Source organism: Nonomuraea marmarensis (assembly GCF_043197025.1).
Lineage (GTDB): Bacteria > Actinomycetota > Actinomycetes > Streptosporangiales > Streptosporangiaceae > Nonomuraea > Nonomuraea marmarensis.
Genome location: NZ_JBICRM010000007.1, coordinates 78,385 through 95,076, shown reverse-complemented (window position 1 = coordinate 95,076; position 16,692 = coordinate 78,385). Strand labels below are relative to the sequence as shown.

15 protein-coding genes are annotated in these 16,692 nt (G+C 71.7%); 12 read left to right on the top strand and 3 right to left on the bottom strand.

The genetic code is table 11. The features are described from left to right. The first annotated feature begins 97 nt into the window (after window positions 1-97). The gene (locus ACFLIM_RS13455; RefSeq protein ID WP_393165017.1) at window positions 98-1,627 is read left to right on the top strand and encodes a PucR family transcriptional regulator; all 1,530 of its coding nucleotides are present in this window, start codon (window positions 98-100) and stop codon (window positions 1,625-1,627) included. Between the two features lie 59 nt (window positions 1,628-1,686). On the opposite strand, the gene ACFLIM_RS13450 is transcribed toward ACFLIM_RS13455, so the two are convergent. Then, on the bottom strand, window positions 1,687-3,156 hold the full coding sequence (locus tag ACFLIM_RS13450) for an amidohydrolase family protein (protein ID WP_393165015.1): 1,470 nt from the start codon (window positions 3,154-3,156) through the stop codon (window positions 1,687-1,689). Between the two features lie 74 nt (window positions 3,157-3,230). After that, entirely contained in the window at window positions 3,231-3,797 is a 567-nt protein-coding gene (locus tag ACFLIM_RS13445; RefSeq protein ID WP_393165013.1) for a Chromate resistance protein ChrB, read from the bottom strand. Between the two features lie 87 nt (window positions 3,798-3,884). On the opposite strand from ACFLIM_RS13445, the gene ACFLIM_RS13440 reads away from it, so the two are divergent. Together ACFLIM_RS13440 and ACFLIM_RS13435 are read left to right on the top strand one after the other, a co-directional pair. Then, entirely contained in the window at window positions 3,885-4,661 is a 777-nt protein-coding gene (locus ACFLIM_RS13440) for a COG4280 domain-containing protein (protein WP_393165011.1), read from the top strand. Continuing rightward, a complete protein-coding gene (locus tag ACFLIM_RS13435; RefSeq protein WP_393165009.1) occupies window positions 4,658-4,867 on the top strand; it encodes a hypothetical protein in 210 nt (69 codons plus the stop codon). Before ACFLIM_RS13440 ends, ACFLIM_RS13435 begins: the two co-directional genes overlap by 4 nt. 65 nt (window positions 4,868-4,932) lie before the next feature. On the opposite strand, the gene ACFLIM_RS13430 is transcribed toward ACFLIM_RS13435, so the two are convergent. Further along, window positions 4,933-5,367: a MarR family winged helix-turn-helix transcriptional regulator gene (locus ACFLIM_RS13430; RefSeq protein WP_393165007.1), complete on the bottom strand. Its 435-nt coding sequence runs from the start codon at window positions 5,365-5,367 to the stop codon at window positions 4,933-4,935. Window positions 5,368-5,450: 83 nt separating this feature from the next. Here ACFLIM_RS13430 and ACFLIM_RS13425 point away from each other — a divergent pair, with 83 nt between their 5' ends. From ACFLIM_RS13425 to ACFLIM_RS13385, 9 genes are all read left to right on the top strand, one after another. Next, window positions 5,451-5,864 (top strand): organic hydroperoxide resistance protein, encoded by a 414-nt coding sequence (locus ACFLIM_RS13425; protein ID WP_393165005.1) that lies wholly within the window; start codon window positions 5,451-5,453, stop codon window positions 5,862-5,864. A 176-nt stretch (window positions 5,865-6,040) separates the two neighbouring features. Next, complete coding sequence (locus tag ACFLIM_RS13420) at window positions 6,041-8,677, top strand: AAA family ATPase (RefSeq protein ID WP_393165002.1); 2,637 nt, start codon at window positions 6,041-6,043, stop codon at window positions 8,675-8,677. A gap of 552 nt (window positions 8,678-9,229) precedes the next feature. Continuing rightward, a complete protein-coding gene (locus ACFLIM_RS13415; RefSeq protein ID WP_393165000.1) occupies window positions 9,230-9,577 on the top strand; it encodes an ArsR/SmtB family transcription factor in 348 nt (115 codons plus the stop codon). 48 nt (window positions 9,578-9,625) lie between these two features. Continuing rightward, on the top strand, window positions 9,626-10,108 hold the full coding sequence (locus tag ACFLIM_RS13410; RefSeq protein WP_393164998.1) for an NADH-quinone oxidoreductase subunit B family protein: 483 nt from the start codon (window positions 9,626-9,628) through the stop codon (window positions 10,106-10,108). Then, window positions 10,105-12,114 carry a proton-conducting transporter transmembrane domain-containing protein gene (locus tag ACFLIM_RS13405; protein WP_393164996.1) on the top strand — a complete coding sequence of 670 codons (2,010 nt, stop codon included), beginning with the start codon at window positions 10,105-10,107 and terminating at the stop codon, window positions 12,112-12,114. The genes ACFLIM_RS13410 and ACFLIM_RS13405 overlap by 4 nt, the downstream gene beginning before the upstream one ends. Next, a complete protein-coding gene (locus ACFLIM_RS13400; protein ID WP_393164994.1) occupies window positions 12,111-13,055 on the top strand; it encodes a respiratory chain complex I subunit 1 family protein in 945 nt (314 codons plus the stop codon). Before ACFLIM_RS13405 ends, ACFLIM_RS13400 begins: the two co-directional genes overlap by 4 nt. Window positions 13,056-13,057: 2 nt before the next feature. After that, window positions 13,058-13,717 (top strand): hypothetical protein, encoded by a 660-nt coding sequence (locus ACFLIM_RS13395; protein WP_393164992.1) that lies wholly within the window; start codon window positions 13,058-13,060, stop codon window positions 13,715-13,717. After that, window positions 13,717-15,165: a proton-conducting transporter transmembrane domain-containing protein gene (locus ACFLIM_RS13390; protein WP_393164990.1), complete on the top strand. Its 1,449-nt coding sequence runs from the start codon at window positions 13,717-13,719 to the stop codon at window positions 15,163-15,165. The genes ACFLIM_RS13395 and ACFLIM_RS13390 overlap by 1 nt, the downstream gene beginning before the upstream one ends. Then, window positions 15,162-16,634 (top strand): hydrogenase large subunit, encoded by a 1,473-nt coding sequence (locus tag ACFLIM_RS13385; protein WP_393164988.1) that lies wholly within the window; start codon window positions 15,162-15,164, stop codon window positions 16,632-16,634. Before ACFLIM_RS13390 ends, ACFLIM_RS13385 begins: the two co-directional genes overlap by 4 nt. The last annotated feature ends 58 nt before the right edge of the window (window positions 16,635-16,692 follow it).

Genomic DNA, 16,692 nt, shown 5'->3' with positions numbered 1-16,692 from the left:
GACGCTAGGTCCGCGCGGATCGTCCCGGTCTTGTGTCGGCCGCCACACTCCAGGCCCGGCTTTCTCGTCCGGGCACCAACAGAAGGGATCCACCACCGTGCCTACGCTGAGGAGCCTGGTCGAGCGGCTTCCGCCGGGAACCGGGATCGAGGTCCTGACCGCGGCCGGGCTGGACGTCCCCGCCGGTCCGCCGGTCATCCTCGACCCCGGCGATCCGCAGGCCGTCGACGGCCGCGGGATCGTGCTCGCCGTCGGTGTGACGGGCGAGGGTGAGCAGACCCGCCTGCTCGGCCGCCTCGCGCGTACCACCGCGGTGGTGTTGCGGCGTCCGGTGTCGCCCGCGGTCGTGGCCGCCGCGGCGGCCACGGGGATCACCCTGCTGGCGGCGGGCCCCGAGCTGCCGTGGGGCGGGCTCTACACGGCGCTGCTCGGCGCCGCGGGCCCGGACGACTCGGCGGGCGACCTGTTCGCCCTGGCCAACGCGGTGGCCGCGGCCGCGGGTGCGGCCACGACCATCGAGGATCCGCACGGCAAGGTGCTCGCCTACTCCGATCTCGGGCACCGCATCGACCCGCCGCGCCGCCAGGCGATCCTGAGCCGGAGGGTGCCGGAGGAGTGGCTGCGCCGCCTGTACGACGCCGGCGTGTTCCACCGGATCCGGCAGAGTACGGAAGCCGTCAGCGTGACCGGGTTCGACGTGCGCGGCTACCGGGGGCGGCTGGCAATCGCGGTCAGGGCGGGCGACGAGGTGCTGGGCAGCATCTGGGTGGTCGAAGGAGAGGAGCCGCTGGGCCGGGAGGCGCGGCAGGCACTCCAGTCGGCCGCCGAGAGCGTGGCGCTGCACCTGCTGCGCCGCCGGGCGGAGGCCGACCCCGAGCGGAGGAGGCGCGAGGAGTCGCTGGGGCGGCTGCTGGACGGCACGTCGCCGGAAGCACCAGGCCTCGATCTCTCCGGGCCGGTGACGGTGATCGCCTTCGGGACCGGCACCGGCGACGCCCCGGCGGACGCGGCGGCGGCCAGGCGGATCGCCGATCTGGTCGCCCTGTCGGGTTCCGCCTACCGCCGCAGGCTCGCCTCCACGGCCCTGGGGTTGCGGGCCTACGCCCTGGTCGCGGGCCCGAGGTCGCGGGCGTGCGCCCTCGCGGGCGAGATCGCGGACGTGGCCGCGCGGGCTTTCGCCGTGCCGGTGCGGGCCGGCGTCGGGCAGACCGCTCCCGCGCTCACCGGCGTGGCCGCCGCGCGCGCCGAGGCCGATCTGGTGCTGGACGTCGCCGGCCCGGACGCCCCCGCCGTCGTACGGGTCGAGGACGTCAGGGCCCGGCTGACGCTCCATCGGCTGAGAGGGCTGGCCGAACGGCACCCGGACCTCAGGCAGGGACTGCTCGACGGGCTCATCGAGCAGGACACCGCCAGGGGAACCGCCTGGTTGCCGACGCTGCGCGCGTACATCGAGGCGTTCGGTGACGTGCCCGCGGCGGCCGCCCGGGTCAACGTGCACCCGAACACGTTCCGGTACCGGCTGCGGCGGATCACCGAGCTGTTCCGCCTCGACCTCGCCGATCCGGACGTACGCCTGGTGGCCGCGCTCGAACTCCGCCTGCTGCCCGGTGAGCGGGAGGCCGGCTGAGCACTCACCGCCCGGCGGCACGACCGGGCAACGCGGTGAGCGGGAGGCAGCCCGAGCGCTCACCGCCTGACGGCACGGCCGGGCAGCGCGTCGAGGACGAGTTCCCCCGATCGGACCACGAAGCGGCCGCCGACCAGGACGTGCGCATAACCGGTGGAGGGCGTGGTGCTGCGGGCGTAGGTGGCCCGGTCGCCGACCGTAGCCGGGTCGAAGACGACCAGGTCGGCATCGCAGCCAGGCTGGACCCTGCCCTTGCGGCGCATGGCGGGCACGGCGTCCTCCAGCACCCTGGCGGGCAGCAGGCCGCAGCGGCTCACCGCGTCCAGGAGCGTCAGCCGGCCCGTCTCCCTGACGTGGCGCCGCAACACGCGCGAGAAGGTTCCCGCCGTACGGGGATGGGTGACGGCGGACGGCGGCAACGGCCAGGCGAGGGGCTCGGGCGGTCCGCCGACCCAGGCCAGCGGCATGGCGTCGGAGCCCACGACGGTGCCGGGGCTGAGCAGTGCCCGGTCGACGAAGGCCAGGTCGGCGGGGTCGCCCTCGTCGAAGAAGTGGATGATCGCGAGCCCGCCGGGGTCGTCGGCCCGCAGCCGGCGCAGGCGCTCCGCGTCGGCGACCCGCTCTCCCGTGGGGACGTACACGATGGCCTCCGGCCCGATGCCGGAGGCGGGCAGGAGTTCGGGAGCCAGGAAGGCGGCGCCGATTCCGGTCATCCCCGCGCCGTAGGGGTAGGCCTCGGTGGTCACCCGCGCGCCCTCGGTCCGGACCCGTTCCACCAGTGCCAGCACCCGGTCCACCTGACGCAGTGACGTGCTGTTGACGTGGCAGTAGTGCATGTGCGCGCCGGTTTCGGCGGCGGCCCTGACGATCTCCTCGGCGCCGTCGACGGGCAGGTCGGGAGACTGTTCGACCAGGTCGCGGGCGTGGGTGTAGGTGGGCACTCCGGCTCCGGCGGCGAGCGCGGCGATCGTGACGTACTCCTGCGGGTCCACCCGGGGCGCGTACCCGATCAGCAGCCCGATCCCGAGCGCTCCGCCGGCGAGGTCGGCTTCGAGCAGCCCGGCCAGCGCCTGGAGTTGGGCCCGGCTCGCCTGCGCCTGCCAGGACGGGTGGCCGATGGCGCGGAGCGCGGCGCTCAGCCCGCCGCCGTGCGGCAGACCGCCGACGGCGGCCATCCTGGCCATGGCCCAGGAGGCGGAGAAGCCGTAGTTGAGCGGGCGCCCTTCCGCCGCCGCCGCGGCATAGGCCTCCGCCACGGGACTGTTCCCCGCCTCCAGGTCGAGTGCCGTGGTGACGCCGTCGAGCGCCTGCAACCGGTGCCCGGCGATGGTGTGGGAGTGGCTGTGCAGGTCGATCCAGCCGGGCGCGAGCGCCAGCCCGGAGATGTCGACGAGCTCACGGCCGGACAGCGGCTCCGTCGAGACGGCCGAGACGACGCCGCCGGTCACCCCTACGTGGGCGACAGTGTCGAGACCGGTTTCCGGGTCGAGGACCCGGGCTGCGCTCAGCACGAGATCATGGGTGTCCATCAACGCAACGTACCCGGCCGGGACCCCGCTCTCGTTGGTGCGCGCGGACGAGATTCGCGCCGTGCTTCGGTGCGCTAGCCCTGCTCGGAGCCGCCCACGCGTTCGTAGACGTCGGCCTCGAACGCCTCCAGCAGTTGCTCGCACTCGGCGACCTTGGCCGTGGCCACATCCCGGCCGGGCGCGCCCATCCAGTCGCGCTCCTCGACCTTGCGCAGCCAGCGCTTGAGCTTCTCCAGGTCCTGCCGGATCTCCTCGGCCTCCTCGAAGGTGTAGTTCTCGCGGAAGCGCTCGAACTCGATCTCCTTGAAGAACTTGGTCTCGCACTCCTCGACGATCTCGGCGTACTCCTTCGCGGAGTTCTCCTTGAAGGAGGTGACCAGCATGTGCCGCTCCTGCTCCTCGACCTTGTCGAGCACGAAGTGCATGCTCTCGCCCTCGAGCTCGCCGATGCGCGCGCGGATCTTGCCGAGGCGCTCGCGCACGCCCGGCCGATCGGGCAGCACGCACACCGCCTGCTGGACGTAGAGCGCCCCCATGCGCTTGAGCTCGCGCCAGACGGCCACCCGGGCCCGCGAGGTGGAGGAAGGCACACGGTAGACGAGCAGGAGGAACCGCTCGTCGGGAACCTCGCCGAACGTCATGAATCCACATCCTATCCATTGACAACTCCGCCTCTAGTGATGAAGCATCTGTTTCATGAAACTAACGTTACAAGTCATGGATGCCCGGTGACTGGGGCGACGTGGGGCCTGGTGACCTCGGTGTTCGTGGCTTCGCTCGTGGAGTTCGTCGAGGCGCTGACCATCGTCCTGGCGATGGGCGTCACCCGTGGCTGGCGCTCGGCCATCGCCGGGGTCGCGGCCGCCCTCGTCGCGCTGACGGCCTTCACCTTCGCGACCGGATACGCGCTGCGGACCTGGATGCCCGAGTCCCTGCTGCAACTCGTGGTCGGCACGCTGTTGCTGATCTTCGGCCTGCAGTGGCTGCGCAAGGCCGTGCTCCGCTCCTCGGGGCTGAAGGCGCTGCACGACGAGGAGGACGAGTTCGCCGAGCAGCGCGCCGCCGCGCGTGACGCGGGCTCCAGCCGGCGGTTCGGCCTCGACAGCTTCGCCTTCGTCGTGTCGTTCAAGGGGGTGTTCCTGGAAGGCGTCGAGGTCGTCTTCATCGTGATCACGTTCGGGCTCAGCGCGGACAACCTGCCCGCCGCCATCGGCGGCGCCGCCGTCGCGGGCCTGCTCGTCGTGATCGTCGGCTCGATCCTGCACAAGCCGCTGTCGATGGTGCCGGAGAACACCCTCAAGTACGGCGTGGGCCTGCTGCTCGCGTCCTTCGGCGCCTACTGGGCGGTGGAGGGGCTGGGCGTCTTCCTCGGCGGCGAGCACCTCGAGTGGCCCGGTGCGGACTGGGCCATCCTCGCGCTGCTGGCGGGCTGGGTCACGGTGGCCCACGTTCTCGTGCGCTGGCTGTCCGGCGTCAAGAAGCGAAAGGAGGTCGTTGCCCGATGAGGTTCCTGAAGGGCTTCGGCAGGTTCTGGTACGACTTCATCATCGGCGACGACTGGAAGATCGCCGCCGCCGTCGTACTGGCCCTCGCGGTCACGCTCGGCGTGGCGCTGTCCGGCGTGGTCTCCCTGACCGTCACGGCGGTGGTGGGCGGCGTGCTGCTCATGGCCGGCTTCGTGGTCAGCGTCGTCGTGGACGTCAGACGCTAGGAAGAGTCGAGGGCGGCGGGACCGCGACCACGTGTCGCCGCCGCCCGACCGCCGCTGATGTCAGATCAAGAGGCGGCCTCCGTCAGAGAGAGGGTCATCCGGCTGAGTGTGCGGCGCAGGTCGGCCAGCTCGCCCATCTCCAGCCCGGTGGCCTCCAGGATCCGGCCCGGGACCCGCACCGCGGCCTGCCGCAGCTCCGTGCCCTTGTCCGTGAGCCGGACCAGCACCGACCGCTCGTCACTCGCGCTGCGCTCACGCCGTACGAACCCGGCCGCCTCCAGGCGCTTGAGCAGCGGCGACAAGGTGCCCGAGTCGAGCCGCAGCGCCACGCCCAGCTCCTTGACCGTCACCCGCTCGCGCTCCCACAGCACCAGCATCACCAGGTACTGCGGATACGTCAGCCCGAGCTCCGCCAGCTCGCGCCGGTAGACGCCGTCAAGCGCCCGGGAGGCGGCGTGTACGGCGAAGCACACCTGATTGTCCAGCAGCAACGCGTTCATGGAACCCAGCATACCCGGGGTTGACGGCGTACAACTAAATTGTGCACAATCAAGTTGTAGGCAATCTAAGAAGGAGACGGATCATGAGCACGCTGTACACCGCCATCGCCACCGCGACCGGCCGCGAGGGGCGGGCCGTCACCAACGACGGACGGCTCGACGTGACGCTCGCCCCGCCGAAGGAGCTGGGCGGCACCGGCGCGGGCACCAACCCCGAGCAGCTGTTCGCCGCGGGCTACGCCGCCTGCTTCGCCAGCGCGCTCACCCTGGTCGCCAAGCGCATGAAGGCGGATGTGTCGCAGGCGTCCGTCACGGCCGAGGTCGGCCTCGGCTCGAACGGCGACGGCGGCTTCGCCCTGTCCGTCGCCCTCCGCGTGGAGCTGCCCGACGAGCTGCAGGGCGAGAGCGGCCGCGCGCTCGTGGAGGCCGCCCACCAGGTGTGCCCGTACTCGAACGCCACCCGCGGCAACATTCCGGTCACCCTGGTCGTCGAGTAGCGATCTGGTGTGGCGACCCGCCGAGGAACGGCCGGCCCTCGCCCATCGCCGCTGAACCGGTCCAGGGTGGCGAACCGTTATTGGTCAGAGGCGTCGGGTTCAACACTGCGTAGTCAGAGTCATCCACCGATCAATGTGTCACGAATAGCTCATGCGGGCGCAGCGAGGAGGAGGCCATGCGGGGCTGGCCATTCGTGGGGCGGGACGAAGAGCTGGACATCGTCCGGTCGTGCCTGCGGCGGGGTGAAGCGATCGGCGTGGTCATCTCGGGCGAAGCAGGCATCGGCAAGACCCGGCTGGCCCAGGAGATCCTTGCCATGCTCGGGTCGGAGAGCTGCCATACCGAATGGGTGACGGCCACGGCGGCCCTGGCATCGATCCCGTTCGGGGCGGTGGCCGCCCTGCTTCCCGCGGGCCGGCTCCCCGAAGGTCAGGGACTGTCGGTGCTGACGGCGGCGGCCGCCCAGATACGGGGGCGGGCCATGGAGCGGCGCGTGGTCATCGGCGTCGACGACGCCCACCTGCTCGACGAGGGATCAGCCGCCCTGATCGGCTATCTCGCAACCCAACGGCTGGCGTTCGTGGTCGCGACCTACCGCGCCGGAGCCCCCGTTCCCGACACGATCACGATGTTGTGGAAGGACGGCCAGGCACCGTGGCTCGATCTCCCCAGCCTGCCGGGGCCTGCCGTGGACCGGCTGGTCGACCATGCGCTTGGCGGGGATGTCGACGGGGTGGCCAGGGGCCGGCTGCGCAGCATGGCGGCAGGCAACCCGCTGGCGTTACGCGAGCTGTTGTCGGCGGCTCTGGAGGATCGCACGCTTCGGCAGCGGCACGGCGTGTGGCACTTCACCGGCGATTACCGTCCGAGGGGTGCCATGCGGCAGGTGCTCGCGGATCGGTTGCGCCCGCTCGGGCCGCAGACACGCCTGGCGCTGGAGTTGCTGGCGTGTGGCGAGCCACTCCCGCTCGCCCTGCTGGCCCAACTGGTGGACCTGGCCTGCGTCGACGAGGCCGAAGCACACGGATTAGCCGTGTCGGAGCGCGCGGGCAGGCGCGTGCAGGTACGGCTCGCCCACCCGCTCTACGGTGAGGTGCTGCGCGCCGGCTTACCGGTCAGCCGCGCACGGCAGTTGTGGTGGCGGCTGGCCGTCACGCTGCTCGGCACCCCGCTGCGCCGCCGGGACGATCTCTTGCGCGCCGCACTCTGGCAGGTCGAAGGCGGCGCGGTGGTACGCCCGGACATCGTGCGAATCGGCGCTCGTCAGGCCATCGACCGGGCGGATCTCGCCCTCGCCGAACGACTCGCGCGGGCCACCCGGGACGCCGAACCATCCCCGGACGCCGACGCGCTGCTCGCCGAGGTGCTCGAGTACCGTGGCCACAGCGCCGAGGCGGCAGCCGTACTGCCGGAGGAACCCCCACCCGGTGACGACCTGCTCCGCTGGGCCCTCGTCCGCGCCGAGACGATGTACTGGGGCAACGGCGACGCCGTCGCCGCCGAGCAGACGCTGGCCCTCCTCAGCGGCCGGCCGGGAGAGGACCTGGCCCAGGGAATCCAGTCGTGGATCTTGCTCTTCGACGGACGCTGCGCCGCCGTCCTGGATGTCGCCGAACGGCTCCTGGCCTCGGAATCGGCAAGCGCGCAGGCTCTCATCTGGGCCGCCGTGGCGGCCACGGCAGCCGCGGGCTTCCTCGGGCGGGCCACGGCAGCCGCCGGTTACCACGAACGTGGACTGGCCATCGCCGCGGCGCGCCAGGCGGAGCTGCCCTGGGGTGTGGTCGAACTCGGCATCGCCCGGTGTCTCGCGTCCCTGGCCATGGGCGACCTGCCCGCGGCCTGGAACGTCGCGGACGACGGGTACCGGCAGGTCCTGTCCGAACAAAGCCCGATGATGTCGGCAGGCTATATCGGCTTCCGCGGGCTCGTGGAGTGTGCCCAGGGCAAGCCGGCCAGCGCTAGCAGATCCCTGCGCGAGGCGATCAGCGCCCTGGAAGGCCGAGACACCCTCCGGCTCACCCGCGGCTTCCTGGCAGGGTTGGCCACGGCCACCGCCTTGGGCGGCGAGGCGGTCAGCGCGCGGATCTGGATGGACCGCGCCGACCAGGCCGCCAACGACGCCAACCGGATCTTCGCCCCATGGATCCTGCTCGGCAACGCATGGACACTGGCCGCCGCGGACCGCGTCACCGACGCGGCGGTCTCAGCGCGCTACGCGGCCGACCTGGCCGCCGGCATCGGGCTCCCCACCGTGGAGGCACTGGCCCGCTACGACGTGGTCCGGCTCGGTGGAAGCAACGAGTGCCACCGGCTCGACGAGCTCGACGCGGCCCTGGGCACTCCGCTGAGCCACGCACTGGCGACCGCGGCGCGCGGGCTCAAGCACTTGGACGGCGAGACGCTCTCCGATGCCGCCCTCGACTTCGCCCGGCTCGGCCAGCACCTGCTCGCCGCCGAGGCCGCGACGTGCGCGGTCCGCGCGTACCGGCAGGCCGGCCTGGTCGGCAAACAGGCGCTGGCGCGCGAGCGAGCGGCCGCGCTGCGCGCGCAATGCGAAGGCGCCGTCACCCCGTTGCTCAATCATGAGCGGATCTCCCATGTGCTCAGCCGGCGCGAGCGCGAGGTGGCCCTGCTCGCCGTACGGCACAGCAGCCGGAACATCGCCGAGCGGCTCGGGCTGTCGGTCGCCACGGTCAACAACAATCTGGCCCGGGTGTACGGCAAGCTCGGCATCACCAGACGCGCTCAACTCGCCGAGCTGCTCGACATCCCGCCGGAACGAACGACCGATGATCCCGGCCTGATCTACTGAGCGTCCATGTGCGGCCGGGTGGCGGTCCCCGGCGAGTCCGACCGCGAGCAGCAGGCTCGTCGACACGTCGAGGGTGTTCCAGGCGGCGAAGCCCGCCCCTCGTGAGGCGATGGTCACGTCGACGCAAGCTCGGCATCAGCGCCAGCGACGAGGACCACCGGCGCGTCCTCGCCGTCCTCACCTACCTCGACCGGCGAGCCACCCGCTGAGACCACTGCCGCCGCCATGGACCGGCGGCGGCGCTTGAGGGTCGGGTGCGGACGTTGCGGCGGGTGCGGTTCTCGTGCGATGCTGCCAGCTCAAAGAGTTGAAGAAGTCTTCAATTATCGACATCATGTCTTCGCTAGGTCCTGGGAATCGGAGGCGCGGGTGGGAGATTTCGCGGGAAGCGTGCGCAGCCGGGTGCGCGAGGCGCGTGAGGCTCTTCGGGTCGCGCGAGAGTCCGGTGATCAGCACGGGATTCAGGTTCATGCCGCGGATCTCGAGGACATGCTGCGCCTGGCCGCTGAGCATGGAATAGTCGTCGAGGCCGAGGGTGGGGCGGGGTGACCGATGCCGGTCCCTCTGTACCAGGCGAAGGCGGACATGTTCCGCACACTGGGGCATCCTGTACGGATTCGGGTCTTGGAGCTGTTGCAGCAAGGGCCGCTCGCGGTGCGTGATCTTGCCGCTGCCGCCGAGGTCGAGTCGTCCACCATGTCCCAGCAGTTGAGCGTGTTGCGCATGGCGGGGCTGGTGACGGCGACCCGGGATGGCGGCAGCGTGGTCTACTCGCTCAGCAGAGGTGAGGTGGCCGAGCTCTTGAGAGCGGCCCGCCGGCTGCTGAGCGAGCTGATCGCCGATCAGAACGGGCTCCTGGCCGAGTTGCAGCAGTCGCCGCACCAGCCTCGGCCCGGATGATCTCCTGCTGATCGTCCGGGTGGTTCGTGAGGCAGGGGAGAGACAACGATGGGGTTGTGGCGGAAGATCGCGAAGACGGGCCGGGTGGCCGAGCCCGCGCCGGAGCGCGTTCAGGGTGAGCCGCCGGCGAAGGCGGCGGAGCTGGCCGGATCGGTGCAGATCAGGCATGTGGACGCGGGGTCGTGCAACGGTTGCGAGCTGGAGATCGCTTCGGCGTTCGGCCCGGTGTACGACGCGGAGCGGTACGGTGCGCGGCTGGTGGCTTCGCCGCGGCACGCGGATGCCCTGGTGGTGACGGGCCCGGTGACCCGCAACATGGAGGTGGCGCTGCGCCGTACCCATGACGCGGTTCCTGAGCCGCGGTTGGTGATCGCGCTGGGTGACTGCGCGCGCAACTGCGGGGTGTTCGCCGGGGCGTATGGGGTGGCCGGGGCGGTGAGCGACGTGGTCCCGGTGGATGTGGAGGTGCCGGGTTGCCCGCCGGAGCCTGAGGCGATCGTGGCGGCGTTGCGGGGGCTGACCGGTCGATGAACCTGGTCGGCACGCTGTACGTGGTGGCGCTGTCCGGCTGCGCGGTGGCTGCTCTGGCTGCTTTGGCGACTCCCGTACGGGCGCGGCGGTGGTCGGCGGGGTTGTGCACGGCAGGCGCGGGCGCGTTGGGAGCGGCGGCGGGTGTGGCGGCCATGGCGGGCCAGAGCTGGTCGGCCTGGCTGCCGGAGCTGCTGCCGCTGGCCGGGGTACGGCTGGCGCTCGATCCGCTGGGCGGCGTGTTCGTCGCGGTCGCCGGGGTGGTGGCGGTGTGCGCGGCGATCTACGGGATCGGCTACAGCGATCACGGCCTGGACGGCCGCGTGTTCCAGTCCGCGTTGCCGATGTTCGTGGCGGCCATGCTGGTGGTGCCGGTCGCGGCCAGCGTGAGCACGTTCCTGGTGGCCTGGGAGCTGATGGCCGTGTCGTCGCTGCTGCTGGTGCTCGCCGAACACCGGCGCCGCGCGGCGGTGGGGCGGGCCGGGCTGTGGTATGCGGTCATGACCCACCTCGGCCTGGTGACGATCTTGGTGGGGTTGGTGGCGTTCGCGGCCGGGGCCGGCGGGGAGAGCTTCGAGCAATTGCGTGCCGCCGCGCTGTCACCGGCCGTCAAGTCGGTCGTGTTCCTGGCGACGTTCGCCGGGTTCGCCTCGAAGGCCGGCATCGTGCCGCTGCACGTGTGGCTGCCGCGGGCGCACCCCGAGGCGCCGAGTCACGTGTCGGCGCTGATGAGCGCGGCGATGGTGAACATGGGCGCGTACGGCGTGGTCAGGGTCGGGCTGGACCTGCTGCACGGCGGTCCGGCCTGGTGGTGGCTGCTGGTGCTGGCGGCGGGCGCGGCGTCCGCCCTGTTCGGGATCCTGCAGGCGGTGGTCGCCTCGGATCTGAAACGGCTGCTGGGTTACTCCACGACGGAGAACATGGGCCTGGTGCTGGTCGGGGTGGGCGCGGCCGGGTTCTTCGCCGCCTCGAAGCTGCCCGTCCTGGCGGCGTTGGCGCTGGCCGCGGCGTTGCTGCACGTGGTCAACCACGCCGGGTTCAAGACGGTGTTGTTCCTGTCGGCGGGCTCGGTGCTGCGCGCGACGGGGGTGCGGGATCTGGACGCGCTGGGCGGGTTGCGTACCCGCCTGCCGTACACGACCGTCGTGTTCGCGATCGGCGCGTTGTGCGCGTCGGCGCTGCCGCCCGGCAACGCCTTCGTCAGCGAGTGGTTGCTGTTGCAGAGCCTGATCCACGCCCTGCCCGGTTCCGGGGTGGCGGGTGCGGTGACGATGCCGCTGGCCGTGGGGGTGATCGCGCTGTCGGCGGGGCTCGCGGTCGCCACGTTCGTCAAGGCGTTCGGAGTGGGGTTCCTGGCCCGGCCGCGCAGCGCGGAGGCCGAGCGGGCGAGCGAGAGCCCGCCCACCATGCTGGGCGGGATGTGGCTCGCGGCGGTGTTCTGCGTGGTCCTGGCGGTGGCCCCCACGCAGGTCGTGCCCGCGCTCGGCCGGGCGGTGGCCACGGTGTTCCCGGGACGGGACGTGGTGGCCGGGGAGCTGACCTTGCGGCTGGTGGGGGTCTCGGGGGTGATCTCGCCGCTGCTGATCGCCGTCGCCCTGGTGGTGGCCGTCGCGGGGGTGCTGGGTTTGGTACGGGTGCTGGCGGCCCGGCGGGTACGTCGCGCCGCCCGGCTCTGGGACTGCGGCGCCGGACCGATGTCGGCCCGGATGGAGTACACCGCGACCTCGTTCGCCGAGCCGTTGCAGCGGGTGTTCGACGACGTGCTGGCCCCGGAGAGCGATGTGGACGTCACCCCGGTGAAGGAGTCGGACTACCTGGTGGAGCGCGTGCGGTTCCACGCCCGGGTGCCGGACCGGATCGAGCACCGGCTCTACGATCCGCTGATCGCCGCGGTGGCGGCCGCCGGGCGCGGGGCCCGCGGGCTGGCCACCGGCAGCGTGCACCGCTATCTCGGCTACGGGTTCTGGGCGCTGACCGGGGCGCTGATCGTCTTGGTGGTGTTGTGGTGACGGGCGCGATCGGGGCGGCGGTACAGGTGATCGTCGTGGCGGTGGGCTCGCCGCTGCTGGTGGGCGTGATGCGGCAGGTCCGCGCCCGGCTGGAGGGACGTGCCGGGGCCGGGATCTGGCAACCGTGGCGGGATCTGCGCAAGCTGATGCGCAAGGAGCCGATCACCCCGCACGGCACCGGCTGGGTGTTCCGTGCCGCGCCGCTGCTGCTGGCGGGCACGGCGCTGGTGGTGGCCGCGGTGGTGCCGTTAGTGACCACGGCCTCGCCGCTGGACGGCGTCGCCGACCTGTTCGCGGTGACCGCGCTGCTGGCGCTGGGGTCGGTGGCGCTCGCGCTGGGCGGCCTGGACACCGGTACGGCGTTCGGCGGCATGGGCGCCAGCCGGGAGATGACCGTGCTGGCCCTGGTGGAGCCGACGATCCTGGTGTCGGTGTTCGCGCTGTCGATCAGGGTCGGCTCGACCAGCCTGGGGGCGATCGTCACGGCCACGGTGGAGGATCCGCTGGCGGTGATCTCCCCGGCGAGCGTGCTGGCCGCGGTCGCGCTGGTGATCGTCACGATCGCCGAGACCGGCCGGATTCCGGTGGACAATCCGTCCACGCACCTCGAACTGACGATGATCCACGAGGCGATGGTGCTGGAGTACGCCGGACCGGATCTGGCGCTGATCGAGTGGGCGTCGGCGATGCGGCTGTCGGTGCTGCTCGGCCTGCTGGCCAGCCTGTTCTTCCCGCTCGGGATCGCCACCGCGGGCACGGGAATGCTCGCCCTGCTGCTGTCGGTGATCGTGCTCGTGCTGAAGGTGGCGGTGCTGGGCGTGCTGCTGGCCCTCGGTGAGGTGTTCATGGCCAAGCTCCGGTTGTTCCGCGTTCCGGAGCTGCTGGCCGGTTCGTTCCTGTTGGCGCTGCTGGCCGTGGCCGCTTCCTTCTTCCTGGCGTGAACATGACTGATGCGATGTACATCCAGCTGCTGGACCTGGCCTGCGGGGCGTTCCTGCTGACCGGGGTGCTGGTGCTGTGGAGACGTGACCTGTCGGCGATCGTGTGGCTGTTCGCCCTGCAGGGGGTGGCCCTGACCGCGCTGATCGTGGTGCTGGGTGTCCGGCAGGACGACCTCGAGCTGATCCTGATCGGTCTCGGGGTGGGCGCGTTGCGGGCCGGGCTGCTGCCGTACCTGATGCGCCGCGCGCTGGTCGCGGGCGGGGAGGGCCGTGAGACGCAACCGCTGGTCAACGTGGCGACCTCGCTGCTGGTGGCGGCGGTGCTCGCGATGCTGGCCTACGCGGTCTCCCAGCCCCTGGTACGGCTGTCGCCCACCCCGGCGACGCAGGCCGTGCCGATCGCGCTGACCGTGCTGCTGATCGGGTTCTTCGTCCTGGTGACCCGGCGGCGGGCGCTGTCGCAGCTGGTGGGGTTCCTGCTGATGGACAACGCCATCACCGCCACCGCGTTCCTGACCACCAGCGGCGTCCCGCTCGTCGTCGAGCTCGGGATCTCGCTGGACATCCTGCTGGCCGTGCTGGTGCTGCAGGTGCTGACCACCCGGATGCGGGCCGCGTTCGGCGGCACCGACCTCGACGAGCTGCGGGAGTTGCACGACTGATGGGTAGCCTGCTGGTGATCGCTCCGGTGCTGGTGCCCGCGGCCGCCGCGGGCTCGTACGCCGTACTCGGCTGGAACCGGATCACCGCCTGGCTGGGCGCGCTGTCCGCGGCCGGGCTGCTGGCCTGCGCCATCGCGCTGGCCACGGCGGGCCGGTCGGACGCGCTGGGCGGGCTGCTGCTCAGTGACGCGCTGAGCGCCTTCATGCTGATCGTGATCGGCGCGGTCGCGCTGCTGGCGATGCTCGCCAGCCCGGCCTACCTGGCGACCGAGCTCGCCCACGGGCACACCGGCCCGCGCGCGATGCGCCGCTACGGGGTGCTGACCCAGTCCTTCATCGCCGCGATGGCGCTGGCCGTGCTCGCCTCCAGCCTGGGCCTGCTGTGGGTGGCCATCGAGGCGACCACCATCCTGACCGCGTTCCTGGTCGGGCATCGGCGCACCCGCCGGGCCACGGAGGCGGCGTGGAAATACGTGGTCATCTGCTCGGTCGGGATCGCGCTCGCGCTGCTCGGCGTCGTCATGGTCCACTACGCCGGCACCCACGCGGGCGTGGCCTCCCTGGACTGGGCGGTGCTGGCCGAGCACGCGAACCGGCTCGATCCCGGCGTGATGCGCATCGCGGTCATGTTGCTGGTGCTCGGGTTCGGTACCAAGGCCGGGCTCGCGCCCATGCACGCCTGGTTGCCAGACGCGCACAGCCAGGCCCCGGCCCCGGTGTCGGCGCTGATGTCGGGGGTGCTGCTGTCTGTGGCGTTCTACGCCATCCTGCGGGTCAAGGTCATCGCCGACGTGGCGCTCGGCGCTGGTTTCGTCCGGACGCTGCTCGTCATCGTGGCCCTGGCCTCCCTGGCCGTGGCCGCGTCGCTGCTGCTCGGCCAGCGCGACTACAAACGGCTGCTGGCCTACTCCAGCATCGAGCACATGGGCCTGCTCGCCCTCGGCGCGGCGATCGGCAACTCCCTCGCCCTGGTCGCCGTGCTGCTGCACATCCTCGGACACGGGCTCGGCAAGTCGGTGTTGTTCCTGTCCGCGGGGCAACTGCACCAGGCCGTCGGCAGCAGCCGGATCCACGCGGTCCGCGGCCTCACCGCCAGGGCGCCGCTGCTCGCGGGGGCGTTCTCGCTCGGGCTGCTGGCCCTGCTCGGGCTGCCGCCGTTCAGCCTGTTCGCCAGCGAGCTGGGCATCGCGCGGGCGGGCTTCACCGCCGGGCTGGGCTGGGCGGTCGCGCTGGCCCTGGTGCTGATGCTGGTCATCGTCGCCGCCGTCGGGCGGCACACCCGGCGGATGTTGCTGGGCGGCGGGGAGAGCGAGGCCATCGCGCTGCCCCGGAGCGTGGCCGTCCCGCTGGTCGCGGGGCTGGCGGCGTGCGCCGTCCTGGGCATCACCATCTGGCCGCTGCACTCCTTGCTACAGGCCGCCGCCACCATCGCCGGAGCGACCCCATGAGCATCCGCACCACCGCCGACATCAGCCCCGGCGAGCTGCCCGACGAGGCCGCCCGGCTGCTGGCGGACGGTCACCGGCTGGCGCTGGTCTCCGCGCGCCAGGAGGCTCACGGGTTCGGCCTGGCCTACGTGTTCGTCGCCGGTGATCCGGATCGCCGTACCGAGCTGCGGCTCCGCCTCCCGCCCGAGCAACCGGCCGTGCCCAGCCTGGCCCACCTCTCCTTCCCCGCGGGCCGGTTCGAGCGGGAGATCCGCGACCTGTACGGGATCACCCCGCTCGGCCACCCGCTCCCCAGACGGCTCGTCCGCCACCATCACTGGCCACGCGGCTGGTACCCGATGCGCACCGACGCCGGGGCACCGCCCTCCTTCGGCGACCCCGAAGGCCCCTATCCGTTCGTCACCGTGGAGGGCCAGGGCGTCTACGAGATCCCCGTCGGGCCCGTCCACGCGGGCCTCATCGAACCCGGGCATTTCCGCTTCTCCGTGGTCGGCGAGACCATCATCAAGCTCAAGGCCCGGCTCTGGTTCGTGCACAAGGGCATCGAGAAACTCTTCGAAGGCCGGCAACCCGGCGACGGACTGGAACTGGCCGAGCGCGTCAGCGGCGACACCTCCGTCGGGCACGCGCTCGCCTACTGCCTGGCCGTGGAAGAAGCCACCCGTACCCCGGTGAGCGAACAAGCGCAACGGTTGCGCGCCGTGCTGCTGGAGCTGGAACGGCTCTACAACCACGTCACCGATCTGGGTGCGATCTGCAACGACGTCGGCTTCGGCATCCTGAACGCGCAGACCGGGCGAATCCGCGAGCAACTGCTGCGTACCAACGCCGAAGTGACCGGGCATCGGCTGCTGCGCGGCGGAGTCCGCCTCGGCGGGGCCGACCTGCGGGCCCTCCCCGACCCGGAACGGCTGCACGCCATCAGCGCGGACGTGGCCGAGATCGTCGAACTCGCCCTCGGGCACACCGTCGTCGCCGACCGCTTCACCGGCACCGCCGTACTGTCCGGCGACGCCGCCCGCGACCTCGGCACGCTCGGCTACGTGGCCCGGGCCAGCGGCCTGGACCTCGACGCCCGCCGCGACCACCCGTTCACCGACCTCGGCGACTTCACCCCCGCCCGCCGTACGAGCGGGGACGTGCTCGCCCGCTTCCAGATCCGGGCCGAGGAGATCGCCACCTCCATCGCCCTGATCACTCATCTCGTCGGCGGATCGGCCGTGGCACCGGCGGGCCGACTGCCGGCTGAGCGATCGTCCTCAGGAGTCGGACTCGTCGAGGGCTGGCGCGGCACCATTGCCCACCGGGTCGAGCTCGCACCTGACGGAACGATCACCCGCATGAAGATCGTCGACCCGTCGTTCTTCAACTGGCCCGCTCTCCCGGTGGCGCTCAACGGCGCGATCGTCCCCGACTTCCCCCTGGTCAACAAGAGCTTCAACCTCTCCTACGCCGGCAACGACCTCTGATCGCCCATACAGCTATATTGCAAACCATACGTATGATCGGGTTACCATTCACATGTAT